This window comes from Microbacterium invictum (assembly GCF_034421375.1).
GTDB classification, from domain to species: domain Bacteria; phylum Actinomycetota; class Actinomycetes; order Actinomycetales; family Microbacteriaceae; genus Microbacterium; species Microbacterium invictum_A.
Genome location: NZ_CP139779.1, coordinates 1,434,169 through 1,458,210, shown reverse-complemented (window position 1 = coordinate 1,458,210; position 24,042 = coordinate 1,434,169). Strand labels below are relative to the sequence as shown.

At 71.3% G+C, this 24,042-nt stretch carries 23 protein-coding genes; 5 read left to right on the top strand and 18 right to left on the bottom strand.

Going from position 1 to position 24,042, the window contains the following annotated elements:
* Positions 1-19 precede the first annotated feature (19 nt).
* From T9R20_RS07020 to T9R20_RS06995, 6 genes are all read right to left on the bottom strand, one after another.
* Positions 20-943: an ABC transporter substrate-binding protein gene (locus T9R20_RS07020; RefSeq protein WP_322411813.1), complete on the bottom strand. Its 924-nt coding sequence runs from the start codon at positions 941-943 to the stop codon at positions 20-22.
* A 39-nt stretch (positions 944-982) separates the two neighbouring features.
* Positions 983-1,702, bottom strand: coding sequence for an ABC transporter permease (locus T9R20_RS07015; RefSeq protein WP_322411812.1), 720 nt, complete (start codon positions 1,700-1,702; stop codon positions 983-985).
* A complete protein-coding gene (locus tag T9R20_RS07010) occupies positions 1,699-2,388 on the bottom strand; it encodes an ABC transporter permease (RefSeq protein ID WP_322411811.1) in 690 nt (229 codons plus the stop codon). Before T9R20_RS07010 ends, T9R20_RS07015 begins: the two co-directional genes overlap by 4 nt.
* Positions 2,385-3,212, bottom strand: coding sequence for an ABC transporter ATP-binding protein (locus T9R20_RS07005; protein ID WP_322411810.1), 828 nt, complete (start codon positions 3,210-3,212; stop codon positions 2,385-2,387). Before T9R20_RS07005 ends, T9R20_RS07010 begins: the two co-directional genes overlap by 4 nt.
* Positions 3,213-3,234: 22 nt before the next feature.
* A complete protein-coding gene (locus T9R20_RS07000) occupies positions 3,235-3,537 on the bottom strand; it encodes a DUF427 domain-containing protein (RefSeq protein ID WP_322411809.1) in 303 nt (100 codons plus the stop codon).
* 91 nt (positions 3,538-3,628) lie between these two features.
* A complete protein-coding gene (locus T9R20_RS06995; protein WP_322411808.1) occupies positions 3,629-4,564 on the bottom strand; it encodes a 4-(cytidine 5'-diphospho)-2-C-methyl-D-erythritol kinase in 936 nt (311 codons plus the stop codon).
* A gap of 145 nt (positions 4,565-4,709) precedes the next feature.
* Here T9R20_RS06995 and T9R20_RS06990 point away from each other — a divergent pair, with 145 nt between their 5' ends.
* Complete coding sequence (locus T9R20_RS06990; RefSeq protein ID WP_322411807.1) at positions 4,710-6,287, top strand: stealth conserved region 3 domain-containing protein; 1,578 nt, start codon at positions 4,710-4,712, stop codon at positions 6,285-6,287.
* Here T9R20_RS06990 and T9R20_RS06985 read toward each other — a convergent pair.
* Entirely contained in the window at positions 6,241-7,191 is a 951-nt protein-coding gene (locus T9R20_RS06985) for a phosphodiesterase (protein ID WP_322411806.1), read from the bottom strand. The genes T9R20_RS06990 and T9R20_RS06985 overlap by 47 nt on opposite strands.
* Positions 7,192-7,305: 114 nt before the next feature.
* Entirely contained in the window at positions 7,306-8,166 is an 861-nt protein-coding gene (gene rsmA / locus T9R20_RS06980) for a 16S rRNA (adenine(1518)-N(6)/adenine(1519)-N(6))-dimethyltransferase RsmA (protein WP_322411805.1), read from the bottom strand.
* Between the two features lie 108 nt (positions 8,167-8,274).
* Here rsmA and T9R20_RS06975 point away from each other — a divergent pair, with 108 nt between their 5' ends.
* Together T9R20_RS06975 and T9R20_RS06970 are read left to right on the top strand one after the other, a co-directional pair.
* Complete coding sequence (locus tag T9R20_RS06975) at positions 8,275-9,696, top strand: sugar porter family MFS transporter (protein ID WP_416182969.1); 1,422 nt, start codon at positions 8,275-8,277, stop codon at positions 9,694-9,696.
* A 41-nt stretch (positions 9,697-9,737) separates the two neighbouring features.
* The gene (locus tag T9R20_RS06970; RefSeq protein ID WP_322411803.1) at positions 9,738-10,994 is read left to right on the top strand and encodes an MFS transporter; all 1,257 of its coding nucleotides are present in this window, start codon (positions 9,738-9,740) and stop codon (positions 10,992-10,994) included.
* Between the two features lie 3 nt (positions 10,995-10,997).
* Here the strand turns inward: T9R20_RS06970 and T9R20_RS06965 are convergent, their stop codons facing one another.
* The 4 genes from T9R20_RS06965 to rsmI are packed head-to-tail and all read right to left on the bottom strand — an operon-like array spanning position 10,998 to position 14,851.
* Positions 10,998-11,504 carry an NUDIX hydrolase gene (locus tag T9R20_RS06965; RefSeq protein WP_322411802.1) on the bottom strand — a complete coding sequence of 169 codons (507 nt, stop codon included), beginning with the start codon at positions 11,502-11,504 and terminating at the stop codon, positions 10,998-11,000.
* A 6-nt stretch (positions 11,505-11,510) separates the two neighbouring features.
* On the bottom strand, positions 11,511-12,395 hold the full coding sequence (locus T9R20_RS06960) for a TatD family hydrolase (protein ID WP_322411801.1): 885 nt from the start codon (positions 12,393-12,395) through the stop codon (positions 11,511-11,513).
* A complete protein-coding gene (gene metG / locus T9R20_RS06955; RefSeq protein ID WP_322411800.1) occupies positions 12,392-13,996 on the bottom strand; it encodes a methionine--tRNA ligase in 1,605 nt (534 codons plus the stop codon). The genes T9R20_RS06960 and metG overlap by 4 nt, the downstream gene beginning before the upstream one ends.
* Positions 13,997-14,005: 9 nt before the next feature.
* On the bottom strand, positions 14,006-14,851 hold the full coding sequence (rsmI, locus tag T9R20_RS06950; RefSeq protein ID WP_322411799.1) for a 16S rRNA (cytidine(1402)-2'-O)-methyltransferase: 846 nt from the start codon (positions 14,849-14,851) through the stop codon (positions 14,006-14,008).
* A gap of 40 nt (positions 14,852-14,891) precedes the next feature.
* Here rsmI and T9R20_RS06945 point away from each other — a divergent pair, with 40 nt between their 5' ends.
* Complete coding sequence (locus T9R20_RS06945; RefSeq protein ID WP_322411798.1) at positions 14,892-16,415, top strand: dolichyl-phosphate-mannose--protein mannosyltransferase; 1,524 nt, start codon at positions 14,892-14,894, stop codon at positions 16,413-16,415.
* Positions 16,416-16,439: 24 nt separating this feature from the next.
* Here T9R20_RS06945 and hemL read toward each other — a convergent pair whose 3' ends face one another.
* From hemL to hemE, 6 genes are read right to left on the bottom strand one after another with little or no spacing between them, the layout of a single operon-like run.
* Positions 16,440-17,789 (bottom strand): glutamate-1-semialdehyde 2,1-aminomutase, encoded by a 1,350-nt coding sequence (hemL, locus tag T9R20_RS06940; protein ID WP_322411797.1) that lies wholly within the window; start codon positions 17,787-17,789, stop codon positions 16,440-16,442.
* Positions 17,786-18,778, bottom strand: a complete 993-nt coding sequence (hemB, locus tag T9R20_RS06935) for a porphobilinogen synthase (RefSeq protein ID WP_322411796.1) — start codon at positions 18,776-18,778, stop codon at positions 17,786-17,788. Before hemB ends, hemL begins: the two co-directional genes overlap by 4 nt.
* Positions 18,775-19,698, bottom strand: a complete 924-nt coding sequence (gene hemC / locus T9R20_RS06930) for a hydroxymethylbilane synthase (RefSeq protein ID WP_322411795.1) — start codon at positions 19,696-19,698, stop codon at positions 18,775-18,777. Before hemC ends, hemB begins: the two co-directional genes overlap by 4 nt.
* On the bottom strand, positions 19,695-20,378 hold the full coding sequence (gene hemQ, locus T9R20_RS06925) for a hydrogen peroxide-dependent heme synthase (RefSeq protein ID WP_322411794.1): 684 nt from the start codon (positions 20,376-20,378) through the stop codon (positions 19,695-19,697). The genes hemC and hemQ overlap by 4 nt, the downstream gene beginning before the upstream one ends.
* Complete coding sequence (locus T9R20_RS06920) at positions 20,375-21,670, bottom strand: protoporphyrinogen/coproporphyrinogen oxidase (RefSeq protein WP_322411793.1); 1,296 nt, start codon at positions 21,668-21,670, stop codon at positions 20,375-20,377. Before T9R20_RS06920 ends, hemQ begins: the two co-directional genes overlap by 4 nt.
* A complete protein-coding gene (gene hemE, locus T9R20_RS06915; protein WP_322411792.1) occupies positions 21,660-22,736 on the bottom strand; it encodes a uroporphyrinogen decarboxylase in 1,077 nt (358 codons plus the stop codon). The genes T9R20_RS06920 and hemE overlap by 11 nt, the downstream gene beginning before the upstream one ends.
* 56 nt (positions 22,737-22,792) lie before the next feature.
* On the opposite strand from hemE, the gene T9R20_RS06910 reads away from it, so the two are divergent.
* Positions 22,793-24,031, top strand: a complete 1,239-nt coding sequence (locus T9R20_RS06910; protein WP_322411791.1) for a glutamyl-tRNA reductase — start codon at positions 22,793-22,795, stop codon at positions 24,029-24,031.
* The last annotated feature ends 11 nt before the right edge of the window (positions 24,032-24,042 follow it).

Genomic DNA, 24,042 nt, shown 5'->3' with positions numbered 1-24,042 from the left:
CCCCTCCCCCGTTCCCGGGTCAGGAGATGCTGTTCTCCTCGAGCCACTGCGTGGCGATCTCGGCGCTGGAGAGCTGGTCGACCGTGCTCTGCACGTTGAGCGCGACCAGGGCCTCGGGCGTCAGCGCGGCGCTGACCTGGTTGATGACGTCGGCGATCTCGTCCGCGACGTCGGCGCTGACCACCGGCACCACGTTCGACGCGAGGAACAGGCCCTCGGGATCTTCGAGCACGACGAGGTCCTCGGTCTGGATCCGCGGGTCGGCGGTGAAGACGTTGGCGACGTTGACGGTGCCGGCCACGAGGTCTTCGACCGTGGTGTCACCGGTCGCGGAGAACGACACGTCCACCCCGTAGGTCTCGGCGAGGCCAGCGGGGCCGTAGGGGCGCTCGGCGAGCTCGGGCGGACCGCCGAGGGTCAGCGGCACGTCGACGTTCGCCAGGTCCGCGATGGAGGACAGGGAGTACTCGTCGGCGAACGCGGCGGTCACGGTGTAGGAGTCCTGGTCGCTGGCGGTGGACTGGTCGAGCACCGTCAGCCCCTCCGGGAGCGCGTCGGGCAGGGCGGCGTAGACCTCGTCGGCGGTACGGGCGGTGGTCTCCTCGTCGAAGTACTGCAGCAGGTTGCCGCTGTACTCGGGGAAGAGGTTCACCTCGCCGCTCTCCAGGAGCGGGATGTAGGCGTCCCGCTGCCCGATGTTGAACTGCCTCTCCACCTCGAACCCGGCGTTCTCCAGGGCCTGGGCGTAGATCTCCGCGATGATCTCGTTGGAGTAGTAGGCCTGCGATCCCACGACGATGGTGCTGCTGTCTCCGGCGCCGGCACTCTCGTCGCCGCCGCCGGAGTCGAGCGGGTCGCTCGACGCGCAGCCGGCCATCGTGAGGACGGCACCCGTCAGGATCGCGACGCCCGCAAGGCCCTTTCGAAGTCGTGCTGTGAACATGGTTTCCTCTTTTCTGATGCGGATAGGGAAGGAGCCGAATCAGGCCGCCGCCATGCGGGGGGCCCGGGCACGTGAGGAGGTGGACTGCCGGAGACCGGCGACGACGCCCCGCGGCACGGCGAGTCGTTGCAGGATCGCGAACACGCCGTCGAGGACGAGGGCCAGCGCGGCGACGAGGATCGCACCACCGATGATGACCTCGATGCGGCGCAGCTCCAAGCCGGTGATGATGTATTGCCCGAGGCCGCCCAGTCCGATATACGCGGCGATCGTGACCGTGGCGACCACCTGGAGGGTCGCGGACCGGATCCCGCCGACGAGGAGCGAGAGCCCGAGCGGCACCTCGACCCGCCAGAGGATCTGCCGTTCGGTCATGCCCATCGACCGCCCTGCGTCGATCACCCGGCGGTCGATGGCCTCGAATCCCGCGTACGCCCCGGCGAGGATCGACGGGATGGCGAGCACGACGAACGTGATGACGGCGGCCTCGGGCTTGCGCAGCACCCCGAGCAGCAGCGTGAGGAGGATCAGCAGTCCGAACGAGGGGATGGCGCGTGCGGCGCCCGAGATCGCCACGGCGATCTCCCGGCCCTTGCCGGTGTGCCCGATCCACCATCCGATGGGCGTCGCGATGGCGCCGGCGATCACGACCGAGACCACGGTGTAGGCGACCTGCTGGGCGAAGGCGACCGGAATGGGATCGAGGTAGCCGGTGTCGCCGCCGAAGATCCACGCGAACGCGTCGATGAAGTAGTTCATGCGCCCGCTCCCGTCAGGGCGACGCGGCCCGTCCTCACCCGCGTGCTCGCCACGCGCCGGGTCCACGGCATGAGGAGCCGGCCCGCGACGAGGAGGACGAGATCGACGAGGAGGGCGAGGACCACGACGGCGACGACACCCGCGACGACCTCGGGGATGATCCGTCGGTCGAGGCCGTTGGTGAACAGGTAGCCGAGGTTGATGATCCCGGCGAGGATCCCGACCGTCGCCAGCGCGATGGTGCTCGCCGCGGTCACCCGGAGCCCGGCGAGGATGACGGGACCCGCCAGCGGGAACTCCACCGCCCAGAAGCGGCGGAACGAGGCATACCCCATCGCGGTGGACGACTGCCGCACGCCCTCGTCGACCGAGTCGAGCCCGTCGGCGACGGCGCGCACGAGAATCGCCACCGCATAGATCGTCAGGGCGACGATGAGGTTCGTCTCGCTGGTGATGGAATACAACCCCGTGGCGCTGGGCAGCAGCACCAGCAGGGCGATCGAGGGAATGGTGTAGAGCAGACCGGTGATCGTGATCACGCCGCTGCGCACCAGTCGGTAGCGCCAGGCGACCCAGCCCAGCGGCACGGAGATGACGAAGCCCAGGACCAGGGCGATGACGCTCTGCCGCAGGTGCACTACGGCGAGCTCCCCGATGAGTCCGAGGTTGTTCAGCACCCACGTCACGTGCGAGCGCCATCCTCGATGAGAGCTCCCTGCGTGCGCCCCTCGCCGTCGACGACGACCGTGCCGTGCGGCGTCTGCTTCAACCTCAGCGCACGCTTGCCCTTGTCCGCGCCGATGAAAGAGGCGACGAAGTCGGTCGCCGGGTCCTCGATGATCTCGTCCGGCGTGCCGCGCTGGGCCACCTGGGCGCCCTTCTCGAGGATCACGACCTGATCCCCGAGCAGGAACGCCTCGTCGATGTCATGGGTGACGAACACGATCGTCTTGGCGACCTCGCGCTGGATCCTCAGCAGCTCCTCCTGGAGCTCCGCCCGCACGATCGGGTCGACCGCACCGAAGGGTTCGTCCATGAGGAGGATGTTGGGGTCGGCGGCAAGGCCTCGGGCGACCCCGACGCGCTGCTGCTGACCGCCGGAGAGCTGGCTGGGGTAGCGGTCGGCCATGCCGCGGTCGAGTCCGACCGTGTCCATGAGCTCGAGCGCCTGCGCGCGGGCCTTCTTGCGGTTCGCGCCCTCCAGCACCGGGACGGTGGCGATGTTCTCGGCGACGGTGAAGTGCGGGAGCAGCCCGGAGTTCTGCATGACGTACCCGATGCTCCGGCGGAGCTTGACCGGATCACGGCCGGCGATGTCGTCGCCGTCGATGAGGATGGTCCCGTCCGTGGGCTCGACCATGCGGTTGATCATGCGCAGGAGCGTGGTCTTGCCGCATCCGGAAGAACCGACGAAGACCGTGGTGGTGTGGGCGGGCACGACGAGGTCGAAGGATCGAACCGCCTCCGTGCCGTCGGGGAACCGTTTGGTGATGCCTCGGAACTCGATCATCGCGCGGGTGCCTCAGGTCGCCTCAGTCGACGACCTGAACTTCCTTCCAGAAGGCGACGTATCCGGAGAAATCCGTGCCGACGCGCTCGATCGCGGTCGGGTACGGGGTCGGGTAGGACCACGCGCGGTCCTTCAGCGCGCCCTCGCCCGACGTCACGTCGTAATACTGGCACTCGCCCTTCCACGGACACGTGTACGGCGTAGGGCTCTCGACGAGCACACCCTCCACGACGCTCGAGGGCGGGAAGTACCAGTTCCCCTCGATCGAGACGAGCTCGTCTTTCGATGCCTCGGCGATCACCGTTCCGTCCAGTACTGCCTTCATCGAGTCCTCCTGACGTCGTGCGGATGCGCCGCCGGGGCGACCACCCTGTTCACGCTAGCCGACGCCGCCGACACCGGGACCCGATCGCGACTTACTCCGAAACGATCCGCGCACCCGCGACCGGCCCGTGAACGTGCAGGGCGCGGTGTCCGGCGACGCTCAGCGCGACCTGCAGCTCGAGCGCCGATTCGGGGTCGGCCGCAAGGAAGGCGAGGGTCGGCCCCGACCCCGACACGATGCCGACGAGGGCTCCCGATCCCTCTCCCAGCTCGAGGACGTCCCTGAGGTCCGGACGCAGCGACAGGGCCGCGGTCTGCAGATCGTTGCGCACATGGGCGGCGAGCGCGACGGCGTCGCCGACCCGCAGCGCCTGGAGCACACCCGGATCCACGTCCGGGGTCCGCGGGGCCAGGGCGATGTTGGATCGACCCCGCATCACGTCGAGATGCCCGTAGACCTCCGGGGTCGACAGTCCGTCCTCCGAGGTCACGACCACCCAGTCGAAGCGCCCCTTGGCCAGAGCGCGGTTCAGCTGGTCGCCGCGACCGGTGCCGATGGCCGTGCCCCCCATGAGGGCGAAGGGCACGTCGGCGCCGAGGCGCCGGGCGAGCCGATGCAGTCCGGATGACCCGAGCTCGGCCCCCCACAGGGCGTCGCAGGCGACCAGCGCGGCTGCGGCATCCGCAGATCCTCCGCCCATCCCGCCTGCCACCGGCACGTGCTTGTCGATGTGGAGTCTCACTCCGCCGCGGTGACCGATCTCGCCGGCCAGCAGTCGAGCCGCCCGCAGGGCGAGGTTCCGATCGTCCACCGGCACCCCCGCGACATCCACCGAGCCCGACACCGTGAGGGAGAAGTCGTCGGCGTTCTCGGCCCATAGATCCTCGACGAGGGAGACGGCCTGGTAGGCCGAGGCGACGTCGTGGTAGCCGTCCGGCTGGACCGCGCCGACCTCGAAGAAGACGTTGAGCTTGCCCGGGGCACGGACGTGGACGCGATCGGCGGGGCCGGCAGGGTCCACGGTCATGCATCGAGGCTATCGCCCACGGCGAAGGGCGGTCCGCGCGCCCGCGGCCGACTTTCGAGGAAACGCCGAGGAAACAGAAGGAGAACTACAGTTGTCCGGTGCCCACCCCTGGGCACGCCCCACCCGACATCCCGAGGAGGTTCCCATGGCACGCGTCGCTCCCCTTCCGTCGATGAGCGATCCCTGGACGAACCTGCTCGCTCGCGACGACGTGCGTCTGGTCGACGGCATGCTGCACACCGTCCACGACACGCTCCCCGTGAGCGAGGCGGCGATCGTCGACCTGCTCGCCGTCGCCGACGCCCTGGCCGCCGTCGGCATCGGCGTCCTGCTCGTACGCGACGCCGAGCGCCGCGACCGCCTCGTCGTCGACGTCGAGGACGGTGCGCGCGCGTACGACGCCCTCCGGCGTCTCGGCGCGGATGACCCGTTCTACGCGCGCACGCCCGGCGAGGACGCGGTTCCCCTGCACACCCTGTCCGACCCCGCGGGACTGGCCACGGTGACGGTGTTCCGGCCCCGGGTGACGCCGGGCGGCACTCTCCGCTACGGATCGTCCTCGGGCACCCGCGTCGATCTCTGGCGATTCGGCGCCGATCTCGTCGAGGCACCGCGCCCCACGCTCCTCACCCGCCGGATGATGAGCACCGACGATGTGTCCTACACCACAGTCGAGCGCCACGGCCGGCGCTGGCGCACCCTCGCCGGCATGTACGAGACCCACGCGACGGAGTTCTCGGGCGAGGTCGACATGGTCTTCTCGTGGGTGGACGGCTCGTCCAACGAATTCCAGCGCAGCCGGGCCGCCCGCATGCAGAGCTATGTCGTGGGCGACGGCGACGACGCCCCCGCCCGCTACCGGCAGATCGACGAGCTGAAGTACGCCCTGCGCAGCGTCCACATGCACGCGCCCTGGGTGCGGCGGATCTTCATCGCCACCGACTCCCCCGCCCCCGCGTGGCTGGCCGACCACCCGCGGGTCACGATCGTGCGCAGCGAGGAGTTCTTCGCCGACCCGGGTGTGCTCCCGACGCACAATTCGCACGCGGTGGAGGCGCAGCTGCACCGCATCGACGGACTGGCCGAGCACTTCCTCTACAGCAACGACGACATGTTCTTCGGGCGGCCGGTGGATCCGGAGCTGTTCTTCTCCCCCGGGGGCGTCAGCACGTTCGTGGAAAGCCGCGTGCGGATCGGCACCGGCGACCCGCGCCCCGAGCGCAGCGGCCACGACAACGGCCTGCGCGTGAACCGAGCCCTGTTGCGCGAGCGGTTCGGACGCCTCATCACGCACGACCTCGAGCACTGCGCCGTCCCCATGCGCCGGTCGGTCGCGTACGAGCTCGAGCGCGAGTTCGCCGAGGACTACGCCCGCACCGCGGGCAGCCCGTTCCGGTCGGCCACCGACATCTCCGTCACGAACAGCCTTTACCACTACTACGCGCTGCTGACCGGCCGGGCGATCGTGACCACCAAGCCCCGGGTGCGCTACATCCAGACGACGCAGCTCGCGTCGCTGCGTCGCATGGAACGGCTGCTCGCCCGCCGCGACACCGACATGTTCTGCCTGAATGACGGGAGCCTCCCCGAACTGCCCGAAGAGGTGCGCATCCGCGCGATCCGCGACAGCCTCGAACGCTACTTCCCGGTGCGGGCCCCGTGGGAGCGGGACGAGGTCAGTGCAGCACCGGCAGCGGAGACGTCGGCGGCGAACTCCCGTTGATCGCGTCCGCGTCGACTCCCTCGGGTCCGCGGAGTTCGATGCCGGCGTCGTCCAGACGTCGCCGCGACTCGGCCGCATCGACGAAGTCGAGCACGGGCCCTGCATCCACCGGCACGACCGAGTGGACGACGGTGTCGTCGTAGACGTGCACCACGTTGAACGCCTGTGCGGCATCCTGGGGTCTCGTGCCCCCGACCGGAACGGTCAGGTCCTGCGTGTAGCAGGTGGCGGACGCCACAGAGACCGGAACGCCGGCGAAGGTGGCGAAGGTGGAGTAGTGGAGGTGACCGGCGAGGATCGCCCGGACGTCGGTCGACCGGATGACGTCGGCGAGACGCGACTGCTCCCGCAGCTCGACGCTGGCGGCGAGATCGAGCACGCTCGGCACCGGCGGGTGGTGCATCGCGAGGATCGTCCCCAGGGGCGCGGGGACGGCGAGCACCCGGCGAAGCCACGACAGCTGGGCGTCGGTCACCTCGCCATGGTGCTTGCCGGGGACACTGGTGTCGAGGGTCACGATGCGGAGGCCGTCGATCTCGTCGACACGGTCGATCGGTCGACCCGAGTCATCCCGGTGCCCCCAGAGCCCTGCGTGGAAGGCCGAGCGCTGGTCGTGGTTGCCCATGACCCAGATGACGCGCGCACCGACGGCCTGGGCGACCGGATCGACCAGCTCGCGCACCCGCTCGTAGGCCTCGGGCTCGCCGAAGTCGGCGAGATCGCCGGTGAACACCAGCGCGTGCGGGCGCACACCCGAGTCCGTGATGGCGGCCAGTGCCTTGTGCAGGCGCTCTTCCGCGTCGATGCGGTCGTAGAGGCGCGAGCCATGGGCCCGCAGGTGCGTGTCGCTCAGGTGCAGCAGCACGCGTTCGGGTCTGGGGTACTCGGCGAGGAGTCTGTCCACTGTCTTCTCCGCCCCCTTGGCGGTGTCGGGTGCGTCCGATGGTAGCCGGATATATGAACCGTAGGGTGCGTTCGGGTGAATGCAGGGGGCACACCCCGTGTACGCGCGATGTAGTCAGGCGGCGGATCGGGCCTCGAGGACGTGCGCGATGCGGAGGAAGTCTCCGATGAGGAGCTCCTCCCCTCGAGCAGTGGGTGCGACACCCGCCTCTTCGAGGATCAGCGAGGCCTCCGCCGAGCTGCCCCCGAGCGCGGCCGACAGGGCCTGTCGCAGCATCTTCCGTCGCTGCCCGAACGCGGCGTCGATGAGCGAGAAGGTCGCGCGCCGCTCGTCGTCGGTGCCGGTCGGTACGGGATGCCGCTCGAAGGCCACGAGGACGCTGTCGACGTTGGGCACGGGCCAGAACACCTGCCGCGGCACGGTTCCCGCCAGCCGCCATGCGCCGTACCACGAGGCCTTGACGCTCGGCGAGCCGTAGGCCTTGGTCCGGGGAGCGGCGGCGAGCCGCTCCCCCACCTCGGCCTGCACCATCACCACTCCTCGCTGAAGCGCCGGGAACGTCTCCAGGAAGTGCAGCAGCACGGGCACCGAGACGTTGTAGGGGAGATTGGCCACGAGCACCGTCGGGTCGCCGGGGAGGACGGTGACCGCGAGTGCGTCATCGTCGATGACGTGCAGCGACCCCGGCGCCACGCCGTGCGCGCCGGCGGTGACCGGCAGCCGTGCGGCCAGGCGATGGTCGATCTCCACGGCCGTCACCTCGGCACCGGCGTCCAGGATCGCGAGGGTGAGCGAACCCAGCCCCGGACCGACCTCGACGACGTGCTCGCCGGGCGCGACCCGGGCGACCTGGACGATCCGGCGCACCGTGTTGGCGTCCACGACGAAGTTCTGACCGAGTTTCTTGGTCGGGGTGACGTCCAGCTCGGCGGCGAGGGCACGGATCTCGCCCGCACCGAGAAGGGTCACCGCCATGTGTTCCACCCTAGTGACTCGCCGCGCAACCGCCCCCGCGCGCATCCGCCCGGGTCTATGGTGACCCTCGTGAGTTCCTCAGCGTCGATTCCCACCCAGGCCTTCTCCATGCGCAGCCCGTTCGGGCGCCGAGCCGTTGCCCTCTCGATCGCTGCGGCCGTCGGCGGGTTCCTCTTCGGGTTCGACTCGTCGGTCATCAACGGCGCCGTCGACTCCATCGAGAGCCAGTTCGACCTCACCGCGGTGATCACCGGTTTCGTCGTCGCCGTGGCACTGCTGGGGTGTGCGCTCGGCGCGGTGCTGGCGGGCGTTCTCAGCGACCGCTGGGGGCGTCTGCGCGTGATGATGCTCGGGTCGGTGCTGTTCTTCGTCAGCGCGATCGGGTCGGGACTGGCCTTCAGCGCGATTGACCTCACCGTCTGGCGCTTCATCGGCGGCCTCGGGATCGGCATCGCCTCCGTCGTTGCCCCCGCCTACATCGCCGAGGTCGCCCCGCGGCAGATCCGGGGAACCCTCGGCTCGCTGCAGCAGCTCGCGATCACCCTCGGCATCTTCGGCGCACTGCTCTCCAACGCCCTCCTCGCGGGGGTCGCCGGCGGTGCCTCGTCGCCGCTGTGGCTGGGGCTGGAGGCCTGGCGGTGGATGCTGCTGGTCGAGGCGGTGCCGGCGATCGTGTACGGCGTCCTGGCCTTCACGATGCCGGAGTCCCCCCGCTTCCTCATCTCGCAGGGGAAGTACGACGAGGCGCGGGCGATCTTCGCCCGGCTGGTGCCCGAAGCGGACCTGAATCAGACGATGAAGGACCTCGAGCAGGCGATCGCGGCCGACAAGAAGTCCAAGGGCGTGTCGCTGCGCGGCCCCCGGTTCGGACTGCAGGGGATCGTCTGGGTCGGGATCATCCTGTCGGTGTTCCAGCAGTTCGTCGGCATCAACGTGATCTTCTACTACTCCACGACCCTGTGGCGGGCGGTCGGCTTCACCGAGCAGAACTCGCTGCTGATCAGCGTCATCACGTCCGTGACGAACGTGCTCGTGACGATCGTGGCGATCGTGCTCGTCGACCGGGTGGGCCGCAAGCCCATCCTCCTCACCGGATCGGTGATGATGACCGTCGCGCTCGGAGCCATGGCGCTGTCGTTCGCGTTCGCCGAGACCGTGGACGGCGAGGTGAGCCTCCCCGGCGCCTGGGGGCCCATCGCGCTGGTCGCGGCGAACCTGTTCGTCATCGGGTTCGGAGCATCGTGGGGGCCGCTGGTCTGGGTGCTGCTGGGCGAGATCTTCCCCAGTCGCATCCGCGGGAAGGCGCTCGGCGTCGCCGCCGGGGCGCAGTGGATCGCGAACTTCCTCATCACGGTCAGCTTCCCGGCGATGTCGAGCTGGTCGCTTCCGCTCACCTACGCCATGTACGCCGTCTTCGCGGGCCTGTCGTTCTTCTACGTCCTGCTGAAGATCCCCGAGACCAAGGGGATGGAGCTGGAGCAGACCGAGACGCTGTTCGTCTCGAAGGCGAAGGTCGGCAGAGGAGCCTGACCGGCTGCGCCCTGTGCGGCCACCGATCGTAGGATGATCGGATGCCCTCCCTCGGCGACCTCATCGCTCCTCGTCGACTCGGCCGGGACTTCCGATGGCTGCTGGCGTCGTCGTGGACGAGCAACCTGGGTGACGGGATCGCGCTGGCCGCCGCACCCCTGCTCATCGCCTCGCTGACGTCGTCCCCGATCCTGGTGGCCGCCGGCGCCATGATGCAGTTCCTGCCGTGGCTGCTGTTCGGGCTGCTCGCGGGCGCGGTGGCGGATCACCACGACCGGCGTCGCCTCGTCATGCTCGCCAACGCGCTGCGCGCCCTGGTGATCGTCGGGCTCGTCATCTTCCTGCTCACCGGGCAGGCGACGGTCTGGCTGGTGCTGGTGACCTCGTTCCTCTACGGCACCGCCGAGGTGTTCGCCGATTCTGCGGGCAGCACACTGCTGCCGATGCTGGTCCAGCCCGGTGATCTCGGCATCGGGAACGCACGGATGCAGGCCGGATTCCTCGTGGGAAATCAGCTCGCCGGCCCGCCGCTGGGCGCATTCCTCTTCGCCGCCGGGTCGTTCGTGCCGTTCCTGCTGCAGGTGTTCTGCGTGAGCCTGGCGATCCTCCTCATCTCACGGATCGCTCGCACCCCCGCGCCCGATTCCGGCGAGACCGAGCGGGAGTCCAAGCTCCGCGCCATCCGCGAAGGCCTGCGCTGGCTGCGTCACAACGCGCCGGTGCGGACGCTCGTGGTGATCATCCTCGTCTTCAACGTCACCTGGGCAGCCCCGTGGGGTGTGCTGGTGCTGTACGCCACCGAGTATCTCGGCATGGGTCCGGTCGGCTACGGCGCGCTCACGACCGCCTCCGCCCTCGGCGGGATCATCGCGGTGTTCGGCTTCGGATTCCTGGAGAAGCGCGTCCGCTTCGCGACCCTCATGCGCGTGTGCCTGACGTGCGAGGTGCTCATGCACCTCGCCTTCGCGCTGACCACCGTCCCGGCCGTGGCCTTCGTCATCATGTTCGGCTTCGGCCTCTACGCCTTCGTGTGGGGCACGATCTCGACCACCGTCCGCCAGCGCCTCGTCCCGCTGCCGCTCCAGGGCAGAATCGCGTCGGTGAACATGGTGGGCGTGTTCGGCGGGCTCGTGATCGGCCAGTTCCTCGGCGGCGTGATCGCCCAGATCTGGGGACCGACCGGACCCTGGTGGTTCGCGTTCGCGGGGTCGGCGATCACCCTCGCCCTGGTGTGGCGGTCGATCTCCCACATCGCCGCCGCTCCCCCGGCCCTCGGCGCGGCCCCGACCCCTGCCTGACCGTCAGCTCCGGATCAGCGCCCGCAGCGTGTCGCCGAGTTCGCGCAGACGCCGCACCCATGGCCCTGCCATCTCGCCGGCCGCCGTGCGGGCGAAGACGGTGTCGACCGGCGCCCATTCGGCCTCGCTGACCTCGGCGGGATCGGGCACGACCGCGGGATCGTCGACCCGCGCGAGGTACAGGTCGAACAGGGCCTGCTCCTCCCGCACGCGACCGACGAGCACGAGCGCGGCGGGGTCGACGACGACACCGGTCTCCTCGGCGAGTTCGCGTACCGCCGCCTGCCGGCTCGTCTCGCCGGCCAGGGCGCTGCCCGCAGGGAACTCCCACGACAGCGGCCAGTCCTTCACAGCCGCGCGGCGCGAGGTCAGCACCCGCCCGTCCCGCCGCACGACGCACACCGACACGACGAGGTGGAACGCCCCCTCGGGGAAAGCCGGGTCATCCCGCCGATGCGTCCGCCCGAGCGGACGGCCCGTCTCGTCGACCAGGTCCCACAGCTCGCTCATCGCGCCTCAGTCGGTGAACGCGCCGTAGACGGCGAGGGTGTTGGAGGCGATCTGGGCGCACAGCTCATCGACCTCGACCTCGAGCTCGGCGGCGAGGAAACGCACCGTCACGGGCACGAGGTAGGGCGCGTTCGGGCGGCCCCGGTGCGGCGTCGGGGTGAGGAAGGGCGCGTCGGTCTCGACCAGCATCCGCTCTCTGGGCGTCACCTTCAGGGCATCACGCAGGTTCTGGGCGTTCTTGAACGTCACATTGCCGGCGAAGGACAGATAGTAGCCCGCGTCCGCGCAGCGGCGCGCCATCTCGGCATCTCCCGAGAAGCAGTGGAACACGGTCCGGTCGGGCGCTCCGACCCGGGCGAGGGTGTCGAGCACGGCGTCATGGGCGTCGCGATCGTGGATCTGCATGGCGATCCCGTGCTTCTTCGCCAGCGCGATGTGCGCCTCGAAAGAGGTGTGCTGGGCGGTGAGACCTTCTTCGCCGGTACGGAAGAAGTCCAGCCCCGTCTCGCCGATCGCGCGGACGCGGGGCTCGGCGGCGAGGGCGTCGATCACGCCGATCGCCTCGTCGAGGCGTCCGGCCTCGGCGTAGGCCGGTGCTTCGTTGGGGTGGATGGCGACGGCGGCGAGGACGTCGGGATGGGATGCCGCGGCGGCGGCCGACCAGCGACTGGACTCGATGTCGCCGCCGGCCTGCACCACCCCGATCACACCGACGGCCCGGGCGCGAGCGAGCTGGGCGTCGAGGTCGAGCGGCTCGTCGCCGTCGATGATCTCGAGGTGCGCGTGGTTGTCGTAGACCGCAACCGGCAGCGGCTCCGGAGCGGCGGGCCAGCGCACGTCCCGCGATCCGTCGTTGTGGCGCTCGCGGATGTATCCGCTCGGATCGCTCACGCCTTCGCCGCTCCGGGCCTCTCGTCCCCCGCCTGCTCCACGCGCGGGAACAGGGGTGCAAGGGCGTTGACGCTCGTCCCGGGGAGAAGCTGCCCCCAACGCCCCGCGTCGCGCAGCGGCTGATCCTGCAGCCGGCCGAGCGAGGCGTCGCCGCCGAGACCCACCCAGAGCTTCTCGGTGGCGATCGGCATCACGGGCGAGAGCAGCACCGCCAGCGCGCGAAGCCCCTCGGCAGCGGTGTACAGCACGGTGTCGAGGCGTCCGCGCGAGGCGTCGTCCTTCGCAAGCACCCACGGCTCGTTCTCGGTGATGTAGAGGTTCAGCGCATCCACGATCGTCCAGATCGCGGCGATCGCCTCGTCGGGCCGGAAGCGTTCGATCGCGGCATCCGCCCTTTCGGCAGCGCTCGCCACCGTCTCACGGATGACCCGGTCGCCGTCGGTCTCCTCCCCCGCGGGCGGAATGATCCCCTCGCGGTAACGGGCGATCATGGCCGTCGTGCGGGAGGCGAGATTGCCGAAGCCGTTCGCGAGCTCGGCCTGGTACCGGGCCGACAGATCCTCCCACGAGAACGACCCGTCCTGGCCGAAGGCGATCGCCGAGAGGAAGTAGAACCGGTACGCGTCCGATCCGAACACGTCGGTGATCTCGGTGGGGGCGATCCCCGTCAGCTTCGACTTCGACATCTTCTCGCCGCCGACCAGCAGCCAGCCGTGGGCGACGACACCGCGGGGCACCTCGATGCCGGCGGCCATCAGCAGAGCAGGCCAGATGACGGCGTGGAAGCGGAGGATGTCCTTGCCGACCACGTGGTACGCCGGCCAGCGCCGCGCGAACGTCTCCGGATCGCTGCCGTAGCCCACAGCGGTGGCGTAGTTCAGCAGGGCGTCCACCCACACGTAGATGACGTGGCTCTCGTCCCACGGCAGCGGGATGCCCCAGTCGAACGTCGACCGCGAGATCGACAGATCCTTCAACCCCTGCTTAACGAACGAGATCACCTCGTTGCGGGCGGACTCCGGACGGATGAAGTCGGGGTTCTCGGCGTACAGCGCCAAGAGCGGCTCGGTGAACTCGCTGAGCTTGAAGAAGTAGTTCTTCTCCTGCAGCAGCTCCAGCGGCTTGGAATGGATGGCGCACACCTTCAGGCCCTCGAACGGACCCGTCCCGTCGACGATCTCGGACTCGGGCTTGAACTCCTCGCACCCGACGCAGTAGAGCGCCTCGTACTCTCCGGCGTAGATGTAGCCGCGGTCGTACAGTGCCTGGAAGAACTTCTGCACGCTGCCCTCGTGCCGCTCCTGCGTGGTGCGGATGAAGTCATCGTTGGCCACGTCGAGTGTCTTCAGCAGCGGGAACCACGACTCGCCCACCAGGCGGTCGACCCACTCCTGGGGCGTCACGCCGTTCGCCGCCGCCGCACGCAGCATCTTCTGCCCGTGCTCGTCGGTGCCGGTGAGCATCCAGGTGTCGTCACCGGCCTGCCGATGCCAGCGCGCCAGCGCGTCCACGGCGACGGTGGTGTAGCCGTGGCCGATGTGGGGCACGTCGCTCGGATAATAGATCGGCGTCGTGATGTAGAAGGATCGGCCGGAAGTCACCCGAGAATTCTAGGTGGACCGGATGCCGCCGGCTGCCGTGTGACGACCGGCGAGCGCCGCTTCGTACAGATCCCGGCGCGACAACCCGGTCTGACCGGCCACGTCCGCGGCGGCATCCTTCAGCCGCATTCCTCCCGCGACCAGCGCCGTCACCTCCGCCACCCCGTCGGCCAGCGACACCCCGCGCCGTTCGGCACCGGCGACCACGACGACGATCTCACCGCGCACTCCGCCCTCCGCCCAGGCGGCGAGCTCGCCGAGAGACGCCCGGCGGATCTCCTCGTGGAGTTTGGTGAGCTCGCGGCAGACCGCTGCGGGGCGATCCGATCCGAAGGCCCGGGCGAGCGCGGCGAGGGTCTCGGCCAGGCGCGACGGGGCTTCGAAGAACACCATCGTGCGCCGCTCGGTCGAAAGCTCCGCCAGGAGCGTGTCGCGTTCGCCGGCCTTCCTCGGGGGGAACCCCTCGAAGGTGAACCGGTCGGTGGGGAGCCCCGAAGCGGCGAGCGCGGTGACCACGGCGCTCGGCCCGGGGATGACCGTGACGGCGACCCCCTCGACAGCCGCCCGCGCGACGACGGAGAAGCCGGGATCGCTGACGGTGGGCATGCCGGCGTCGCTGAGGAGCAGGACGTCCTGCTCACGGGCGAGGTCGACGATCTCTGCCGCCCTGGCCTTCTCGTTGTGATCGTGCAGGGCGATCAGCCGCGGGCGGTTCTCGACCCCGAGCGCCGCGAGCAGCCGCTGGGTCGTGCGGGTGTCCTCGGCCGCGATCACGGGGGTCTCGGCGAGCGCGCGCCGCAGCCGGTCCGACGCGTCGCCGAGGTTGCCGATCGGTGTGGCCGCGAGGATCAGCATGCCGTCAGCTTAGGCGCGCGGCGCCTTTAGGCTGGTCGATGTGACCGCCCCCGCTCCCGCGCCGACGCTGCCGTCGGCATGGGATCGGTGGCAGCATCGCCTCGCGGGCGATCCGCGGCAGCTCCGCCGATGGACGATCCTCACCGCCACCGCCGTCACTCTTCTCGCGGCCGTCCTGCGGTTCTGGAACCTCGCCCATCCGCACGCGCTCGTCTTCGACGAGACGTACTACGTCAAGGACGCCTGGACCCAGTGGGTGCTGGGGTACGCCGCGGAGTGGCCCGAGGGCGACGACACCAACGACCGCTTCGTCGCCGGCGAGACCGACATCTTCCTCGCCGGGGATCCCGCTTTCGTCGTCCATCCGCCGCTCGGCAAGCTCCTGATCGGCGCCGGCATGGGGCTCTTCGGCGCCGATTCGTCCTTCGGGTGGCGGTTCGCCACCGCGCTGGTGGGCACCGCCCTGGTGCTGGTGCTGTTCCTGCTCGCCCGCACCCTCACCGGCTCCACCGTCTTCGCCGGCGTCGCGGGGCTGCTCCTGGCCGTGGACGGATTGGCGATCGTGATGAGCCGGGTCGCCCTGCTCGACATCTTCGTGGCCTTCTTCGTCCTCCTGGCCTTCTGGTTCGTCGCCCTCGACCGCAGAAGCCTTCCCGACCGCCTCGCGGCGGCGCTCGCCGCGCGATCACCCGACGGCGACGGCGGCTACCGGCTCGGACCGGTGCTCTGGGACCGCCCGTGGCTCGTCGCCGCCGGGGTCGCCGCCGGCGCGGCCACCGGCGTGAAGTGGTCGGGGCTCTACGCCCTGGCGGGGATCGGCATCTACGCCGTGGTCACCGACCTGCTCCAGCGTCGGCGCGCGGGCATCCGGCTCTGGGCCGTCGACGGCGTGCTGCGGCAGGGGCCGGTGTCGTTCCTGCTGGTCGTCCCGGTGGCGGTGCTCATCTACCTCGCCTCGTGGTGGGGATGGCTCGCTACGACCGGGGGTTATGGTCGTCAGCGCGGCGCGACCGCGCTCGAGAGCCTGTGGCTGTATCACCAGGGCATCTACAACTTCCACGTCACCCTCGACACCGATCACGCGTACGAGAGCCCCGCGTGGCAGTGGCCGTTGCTGCTGCGGCCGACCTCGATGTTCTACGACCAGACCGACGCGGGCGTGCAGAACATCTACTCCATGCCGAACCCCGTCATCTGGTGGGCGGGCGCCGCCGCGGTGGTCTACCTCGCCTACCGCTTCTTCCGCGACCGCGACTGGCGTCACGCGCTGGTCCTGACCGGTGTGGCGGTGACCTACCTGCCGTGGCTGCTCTACCCCGAGCGCACCGTGTTCCAGTTCTACACCGTGGCGATCCTGCCCTTCACGGTGCTCGCGCTCACCTTCGCCCTCCGCGACGTCACCCGCTCCCCCGATCCGCAGCGTCGCCTCCAGGGACGGGTCGCCGTGCTGGCCTTCCTCGTGATCGTGCTGCTGGTGTCGGCGTTCTGGTACCCGATCCTCACCGCCACGACCGTGCCCTACGACTTCTGGCGGGCGCACAACTGGCTCCCCGGCTGGGTCTGAACCCGCCGCGCCGCGCGGAGCGCGTCAGACCACGTCGGGAGGCGTGGCGGATGCCGCGGCGGCGGCCGCCTTCGGCAGGGCGGCGAGGATCTTCTCCAGCGCCTCGTCGTCGTGCGCGGCCGTGAGGAACCACGCCTCGAACACGCTCGGGGGAAGCGAGACCCCCGCGTCGAGCATCGCGTGGAAGAACGCGCGGTAGCGCCATCCCTCCTGCGCCCGGGCGTCGTCGTAGTCGCGCACCGGCCGGTCGCGGAAGGCGATCGAGAACAGGCTCCCGGCGTGGGTGACCACGTGGGCGACCCCGGCGGCATCCAGCGCCTCGCCGGCCGCGCGGGAGACGGCGGCGGCGGCCCGGTCGACGTGGGCGTACACCGCGTCGTCGGCCAGCCGCAGCGTCGCCAGCCCGGCGGCCACGGCCAGCGGGTTCCCGCTGAGCGTGCCCGCCTGGTACACCGGGCCGAGCGGGGCGAGAAGCTCCATCAGGTCTCTGCGCCCGCCGATGCCGGCCAGCGGCATCCCGCCGCCGATGACCTTGCCGAAGGTGACGAGGTCGGGGGTCCACGACGCCCCGGCGCGATGCTCGAGTCCCCACCATCCGGCGGGGTCCACCCGGAAGCCGGTCAGCACCTCGTCGGAGATGAGCAGGGCGCCGTGCGCGTGCGCCGTCTCGGCGAGGAAGGCGTTGAAGCCGTCCTCGGGCAGCAGGATCCCGGCGTTGGCGCCCGCCGCCTCGGTGATCACCGCCGCGATCCGGTCGCCGTGCAGCGCGAACGCCTCTGCGATGGCGGCCCGATCGTTGTAGGGCAGCACGAGGGTGAGCGCGGCGATGTCGGCCGGCACTCCCGCCGAACCGGGAAGGCCGAGGGTCGCGACCCCCGACCCCGACTCGGCAAGGAGGCCGTCGGAGTGACCGTGGTAGTGGCCTGAGAACTTCACGATGAGGTCGCGCTGCGTGGCGCCGCGGGCGATGCGGATCGCGGTCATCGTCGCCTCGGTGCCGGTGGACACCAGGCGGAGCCGCTCGATCTCGGACGCGTCCGCCACGCGCAGGCGACCGATCACCTCTTCGGCGAGGAGCGTCTCGCCGGGCGTGGACGCACCGAAGGACAGTCCGCGAGCGGCGGCCTCCTGCACGGCGGCGACGACACCGGGGTGGGCGTGGCCGAGGAGGGCCGGGCCCCACGACGCGACGAGGTCGACGTACTCGCGCCCCGAGACGTCGCGGACGTACGCTCCGTGCGCACCCACGATCGACAGGGGCGTGCCACCCACCGACCCGAAGGCGCGGACCGGCGAGTTCACCCCGCCGGGGATCACCGCGCGCGCCCGAGCCGCGGCCTCGACGTTGTCGGTCGGGATGAGGGTCGTGCTCATCGTGCCCACCTCTCTGCTGCCTCCAGCGCCCAGTACGTCAGCACCGCGTCGGCGCCCGCCCGGACGATGCTCTGCAGCGACTCGTCGATGGCGCGCTCCCGGTCGATCCAGCCGTGGGCGGCGGCGGCCTCGATCATGGCGTACTCGCCGCTGACCTGGTAGGCCCAGACCGGGACCGGTGAGGATGCCGCGGCGTCGGCCAGGACGTCCAGATACGACATCGCGGGCTTGACCATCACGATGTCCGCCCCCTCGGCGACATCCAGCGCCACTTCGAGGGCCCCCTCGCGGCGGTTCCCCGGATCGAGCTGGTAGGTGCGCCGGTCGCCCCGGAGCGAGGACTGGACGGCCTCGCGGAAGGGACCGTAGAAGGCCGAGGCGTACTTGGCGGCGTAGGCCAGCAGCGCGACGCGCGTGAACCCCGCCTCGTCGAGGGCTGCGCGGATGACGGCGACCTGGCCGTCCATCATCCCCGAGAGCCCGAGCAGCTGAGAGCCGGCGGCAGCCTGCGCGAGCGCCATGTCGCGGTACCGGGCGAGCGTGGCGTCGTTGTCGACCTCGCCCCGGGCGTCCAGCACGCCGCAGTGACCGTGGTCGGTGAATTCGTCGAGGCACAGGTCGGTCTGCACGACCAGGGCGTCACCGACCTCGTCGGCGGCGATGCGGGTGGCGACGTTGAGGATGCCGTCGGGATCGGTCGCGCCCGACCCCACGGCGTCCTTCTGCTCGGGCACCCCGAAGAGCATCACCCCGCCGATGCCGGCGGCGGCGGCGCGCTGCAGTTCGCGGCGGAAGGACTCCAGCGAGTGCTGCTGCACACCCGGCATCGAGCCGATCGGGAGGGGCGCGTCGGCGTTCTCGCGGACGAACATCGGCAGCACGAGCTGCGCGGGGTGCAGCCGCGTCTCGCCGACGAGCCGCCGCCAGGCGGCGCTCTGACGCAGCCGGCGCGGGCGGGTGACGGGGAACGGCGGAGGGGTCGGGGTCATTCGTGATCCTCTCGGGCGCCGGGGCCGACCGGTGCGAGATCGGCGGCGCCCTGAGCGAGGAGCTCGTCGGCGACGCGGACCGCCAGCTCGGCGGCGATGCCCGGGTCGTCGGCGTCGGCGGCGTGGGCGCTGGTGAGCTGGGCGGAGCCGTCGGGACGGTAGATGCGGGCGGTGAGGAACATCAGCCCGTCGTCGAAGAAGGCGTGGGCGCCGATGGGCGCGGCGCAGCCGGCCTCGAGCCGCGCGAGCACGCCACGCTCGGCGTCGACCGCCATCCGGGTCGGGCGGTGATCCAGCCGCGACACGCGATGCTCCTCCCCCGCGCGGACCTCCACCGCCAGGGCACCCTGCGCCGGGGCCGTCGGCCAGCGTTCGAGGGGCAGGAACTCCGTCACCGCGTCGGAGCGGTCGATCCGGCTGAGCCCCGCGGCGGCGAGGAGGATCGCATCCAGACGCCGCTCCGTGTCATCCGCTCCCACCCGCGAGAGCCGGGTGTCGATGTTGCCGCGGATGTCGACGAGGTCGAGGTCGGGGCGCCGGGCGGCGAGCTGCGCGCGCCGGCGGGGCGAACCGGTGCCCACGCGCGCGCCCTCGGGGAGCGTGTCGAGGGTGAAGCCGTCGCGCGCGCAGAGCGCATCCCGCGCGTCCGCGCGAGCGGGAACGGCCCCGATCGCCAGCCCCTCCTCGGGAGCGGTGGGGAGGTCTTTGTACGAGTGCACGACGACGTCGACCTCGCCGGCGCGGAGTGCCGCGCGCAGAGCCGTGGCGAACACCCCGGCGCCGCCGAGCGAGGCAAGGGGCGCGGTCGAGCGGTCGCCGTCGGAGACGATCGGCACGAGCTCGGCGCCGAGGGCGGCGGCGACGGTGCCGGCCTGCGCCATCGCCAGCGCGCTCGCGCGGGTTCCCAGCCGCAGCGTCATCGCACCACGTCGGCGATCTCGGCGGGGTCGATCAGTCGCCCGGTGAAGAACGGCACCTCTTCGCGGACGTGACGGCGCGCCTCGGTGGCACGGAGGTAGCGCATCAGGTCGACGAGGTCGATCACGTCGTCGGCCTCGAGGGCGAGGAGCCACTCGTAATCGCCCAGGGCGAAGCTCGCGACGGTGTTGCTCTGCACCTGCGGGTAGTCGCGGCCCATCCGCCCGTGCTCGCCGAGCATCGCGCCGCGCTCGGCGGCGGGGAGGAGGTACCACTCGTAGCTGCGCACGAAGGGGTAGACCGTCAGCCACTGCTTGGGAGCGAGCCCCCGGGCGAAGGCGGGACTGTGGTCGCGGCTGAACTCCGCGTCGCGGTGGACGCCCAGGGCGTTCCAGGTCGGGGCCAGCGGTGCGAGCTCGCGGGTGCGCCGAAGGTCGCGCAGCACCGCCTGCAGGTGCTCGGCGGTGTGGCCGACGAACCACAGCAGGATGTCGGCGTCGGCGCGCAGCCCCGAGACGTCGTAGACGCCGCGGAGGGTGTCGCCGGCGGCCTCGGCCGCCACGACGATCGACGGCAGACCGTCCGGTACCGGCGTCCCGGGCGCACGCCGCAGCACCGCCCAGAGGGCATAGTGGCGGTCGTTCGGGGTCTCGGGTGCAGCGGAGGAGGCGGTATCGGTCACCCCTCCATCCTCCCCCGTTCGCCCGGGCACCGGCCACTCGCCCTCTCGACGGTGAGAGATGTGGCCAGTCCCTCGGCCTGACGGACGACGGCGGAAAGCCCCGTTCCCGCCCGCTCTTCGCCGACGGTGAGGGCGGCGTCATCCGAGACGGCGCGGCCGGAGCGGTCCCACGTGCGGACGGTGTGGTCCAGGAGCGCGTCGACGGGTGCGCCGAGGAGCGTCTCGGCATCGCGGACGGCCGCGGCCGCGGCATCCGGAGCAGCCGACCCGTCGTATGACAACCGCACCGCCTCCCGGTCCCCCATCGCCTCGCGGACCCACGGCCACTTCGCGGTGAGGTGGGTGAGGGCCCGCGCCCGCACGCGCCCGGCCTCGGGCCCGACGAGCACCCCTGTCCCGCGCGGAGCATCCCGCCACCCCGGCGCCTCCACCACGAGGGTCACCACGGTGATCCGCCGGGCCGGGTCGGGCGCACGCTGTGCGCGGGCGAGCACCGGGATGCCGCGGAGGCGGCGTCCGTCGACCTCGACGCCGTCGTCTTCGACGGCCGTCACCCGGGCGCCGGCAGTGAGCTCGGCCCCGTGCGCGGCGGCGTCGGCGACGAGGGCGTCGACGAGGCGGAACACCCCGCCGCGCACTCCCGCGACCTGGCTGCCGGCCGGCGATGTCGAGCGGATCGACGCGACGGCCGCCGCGAGCGAGCCGGTTCGCCCGAACTCCGCCCGCAGGTGGGGCGAGGCGCTGTCGATGGGCAGCTGATCGGGGGTGGTGGAGTGCACGCCGCGGACGACCGGCGCGACGAGCGCTTCGACCACGCGGTCGCCCATGCGGGCGCGGACGAGTTCGCCGAGGGTCAGGGCCGTGGCGCCCTGCTCGGGAGGCAGGACCGCGTCCTGGCGGGCACGGGCGAGCCCCGCCTCGCCGAGGGCGGGGAGGAGCGCGTCGTCGAGGACTGTGGGGATCCCGAGGAGCCCCGCGGCCGGAAGGGGGAAGGCGCGGTCGTCGCGCTCCTGCACCCAGGCGGGTGACCCGGCGGCCGGAGCGACGACATCGCCGGCGAGGCCGAGTTCGCCGAGGAGCCCCAGGACGGTCCCGGGCCCGTCGCCGCCCCGCGTCGCGAACGACTCCGCGCCGGCGTCGAGGGCGACGCCGGCGACATCCTGCCTCGTCACCTGACCGCCGAAGACGCGCGCGGCCTCGAAGAGCCTCACCCGGTGACCGGCGAGCGCGGCGCGTCGTGCGAAGACGAGGCCCGCGACGCCGCCGCCGACGACGAGGAGGTCAGCGGTCATGGACGAACGCGACGATGCGCGTGAGGGCGTCCGGGTCGGTCTCGGGAGGAACGCCGTGGCCGAGGTTCAGGATGTGGGCGGGGGCCGCCGAGCCCGCCTCGATGACCTCCTCGACGTGACGCTCGAGAAGGCGCCAGGGGGCGTTCAGCAGGGCGGGATCGATGTTGCCCTGCAGCGGAACACGGCCCCCGAGGCGGCGGCTGGCCTCATCGAGCGGCAGGCGCCAGTCGATGCCGACGACGTCGGCGCCGATGCCCGGCAACAGGTCGAGCACGTCGCCGAGGCCGAGACCGAAGTGGATGCGGGACACGCCGCTTCCCCGGAGCGCATCGAACGCCCGACGGGAGTGGGGGGCCACCCGCTTCTGATAGTCGGCGCGCGAGAGCGACCCGGCCCATGAGTCGAACAGCTGGGCCACGCTCGCGCCCGACTCGACCTGGGCGCGCAGGAACGCACCCGTGACGTCGGCGCACCAGTTCAGCAGAGCCGCCCACGCGTGCGGATCGGTGCGCATGAGGGCGCGGGTGCGCAGCTGCTCCTTCGACGGCCCGCCCTCGACGAGGTAGCTCGCGAGCGTGTAGGGTGCGCCGCCGAATCCGACCAGGGGCGTCGATCCGAGCTCGGCCACCACGATCGCGACCGCCTCACGGATGGGGGAAAGCGCCGCGGGGTCGAGGGGGCGCAGGCGCAGGATGTCGGCGGACGAGCGCACCGGTCGATCGATGACGGGGCCCCGGCCCGGGACGATGGTCACATCCACGCCGGCCAGGAGCACGGGGACGACGATGTCACTGAAGAACACCGCCGCATCCACGCCGTGTCGACGCACCGGCTGCAGCGTGATCTCGGCGGCGAGGTCCGGCGTCAGGCACGCGTCGAGCATCTCGGTGCCGGCGCGCGACGCGCGGTACTCCGGGAGCGACCTGCCCGCCTGCCGCATGAACCACACCGGGGGCCGGTCGGGGCGGTCCCCGCGCGCAGCGCGCACCAGCGGACTGTCGGCGGTGCGCCCGTCGACGAGGGGATGCGTGGCGGGAAGGAGGGGCGGGAATTCGGGGGATGACACGCCCTCAAGGCTAGACGCGCGCGGCCGGGAGCTCGTCGGTTGGGTAGACTTGTCCGGTGCTGTTCTGTGTGACGGCGAATCATCGCAATACGGATTTCGAGGTGCTGGGTCGCATCTCGGCCGTCGCCGAATCCACCGGCCGGGCGCTCGTCTCGGAGCACGACTTCGTGCGCGGAGCGGTCGTCCTGTCGACCTGCAACCGCTTCGAGGCGTACCTCGAACTCGACGAGCCCCTCACCGGCGGCGCCGTCGTCGCGCGGGAGGCGGTCCTCGAGGCACTCGGCGATGCCGCCGGCGACGACGCGCACGCGTTGCGCGAATCGGCCGTCTCGCTCTGCGGTGACGATGTCGTCCGCCACCTGTTCGCCGTGAGCTCAGGCCTGGAGTCCATGGTCGTCGGCGAAGAGGAGATCAGCGGCCAGGTGCAGCGGGCGCTCGTGCAGGCCCGTACCGAGGGGACGACCAGCACCGAGCTCGAGCAGGTCTTTCAGCGCGCCACTCACGCCACCCGAGAGATGCGCGCCAAGGCCGATGTCGGGGCCGGCCGTCGCTCCCTCGCGCGCCTCGCCCTGGATCTCGTCGACACCCGTGTGACGGACTGGGGACGCGTTCCCGTCCTCCTCGTCGGCACGGGCAGCTACGCCGCGACCACGATCGCCGCCCTTCGCGCCCGCGGGGCCCGCGACATCGGCGTCTACTCCGCCACCGGCCGCGCGGCCCGGTTCGCCGCCCGCTACGGCGTCCGGCCCGAGGCCGATCTCTCCCGCGCCATCGCGCACGCCGAGATCGTCATCACCTGCACCGCCCGGTACGTCGTCACCCCCGACGACATCCCCGACACCGCCCGCCGCATCGTCATCGATCTGGGCCTCCCCCGCAATGTCTCGCCCGAAGTGGGCGAGCTCCCCGGTGTCGAGCTCCTCGACCTCGAACTCCTCGGCCGCCACGCGGCACTCCCCGAGCTCGGTCCCGGTGCCCACGAACTCGTGGGATCGGCGGCGGCGACCTTCACCGCCGAGCGGGCCGCGGCTCCCGCGATCGTCGCGGTGCGCCGTCATATCGAGGACGCCCTTCAGGACGAGCTATCGCGGCTGCCCGCCGACGCCGAGCAGGCCCGCAGCGCGCTCCGTCACCTCGCCGGAGTGCTGTCGCACCGGCCCTCCGTCCGGGCGCGCGAAGCGGCCGCCGCCGGCGAGCTGGAGGAGTTCGAGCGCGCGCTGGACCTGGTGTTCGGGATCACCGTCGACCACGGCGCAGCCGAAGCCGGCGGCGCGGTGTCACCGGCCGCCGGCTGAGGCGCTGCGGG

Coding starts and splice junctions, on each gene's coding strand:
- T9R20_RS07020 (WP_322411813.1), bottom strand. CDS start 943: ATGTTCACAGCACGACTTCGAAAGGGCCTTGCGGGCGTCGCGATCCTG.
- T9R20_RS07015 (WP_322411812.1), bottom strand. CDS start 1,702: ATGAACTACTTCATCGACGCGTTCGCGTGGATCTTCGGCGGCGACACC.
- T9R20_RS07005 (WP_322411810.1), bottom strand. CDS start 3,212: ATGATCGAGTTCCGAGGCATCACCAAACGGTTCCCCGACGGCACGGAG.
- T9R20_RS07000 (WP_322411809.1), bottom strand. CDS start 3,537: ATGAAGGCAGTACTGGACGGAACGGTGATCGCCGAGGCATCGAAAGAC.
- T9R20_RS06995 (WP_322411808.1), bottom strand. CDS start 4,564: ATGACCGTGGACCCTGCCGGCCCCGCCGATCGCGTCCACGTCCGTGCC.
- T9R20_RS06990 (WP_322411807.1), top strand. CDS start 4,710: ATGGCACGCGTCGCTCCCCTTCCGTCGATGAGCGATCCCTGGACGAAC.
- rsmA (WP_322411805.1), bottom strand. CDS start 8,166: ATGGCGGTGACCCTTCTCGGTGCGGGCGAGATCCGTGCCCTCGCCGCC.
- T9R20_RS06975 (WP_416182969.1), top strand. CDS start 8,275: ATGCGCAGCCCGTTCGGGCGCCGAGCCGTTGCCCTCTCGATCGCTGCG.
- T9R20_RS06970 (WP_322411803.1), top strand. CDS start 9,738: ATGCCCTCCCTCGGCGACCTCATCGCTCCTCGTCGACTCGGCCGGGAC.
- T9R20_RS06965 (WP_322411802.1), bottom strand. CDS start 11,504: ATGAGCGAGCTGTGGGACCTGGTCGACGAGACGGGCCGTCCGCTCGGG.
- rsmI (WP_322411799.1), bottom strand. CDS start 14,851: ATGCTGATCCTCGCGGCCACACCGATCGGCAACCTCGGCGACGCGTCG.
- hemL (WP_322411797.1), bottom strand. CDS start 17,789: ATGAGCACGACCCTCATCCCGACCGACAACGTCGAGGCCGCGGCTCGG.
- hemB (WP_322411796.1), bottom strand. CDS start 18,778: ATGACCCCGACCCCTCCGCCGTTCCCCGTCACCCGCCCGCGCCGGCTG.
- hemC (WP_322411795.1), bottom strand. CDS start 19,698: ATGACGCTGCGGCTGGGAACCCGCGCGAGCGCGCTGGCGATGGCGCAG.
- T9R20_RS06920 (WP_322411793.1), bottom strand. CDS start 21,670: ATGACCGCTGACCTCCTCGTCGTCGGCGGCGGCGTCGCGGGCCTCGTC.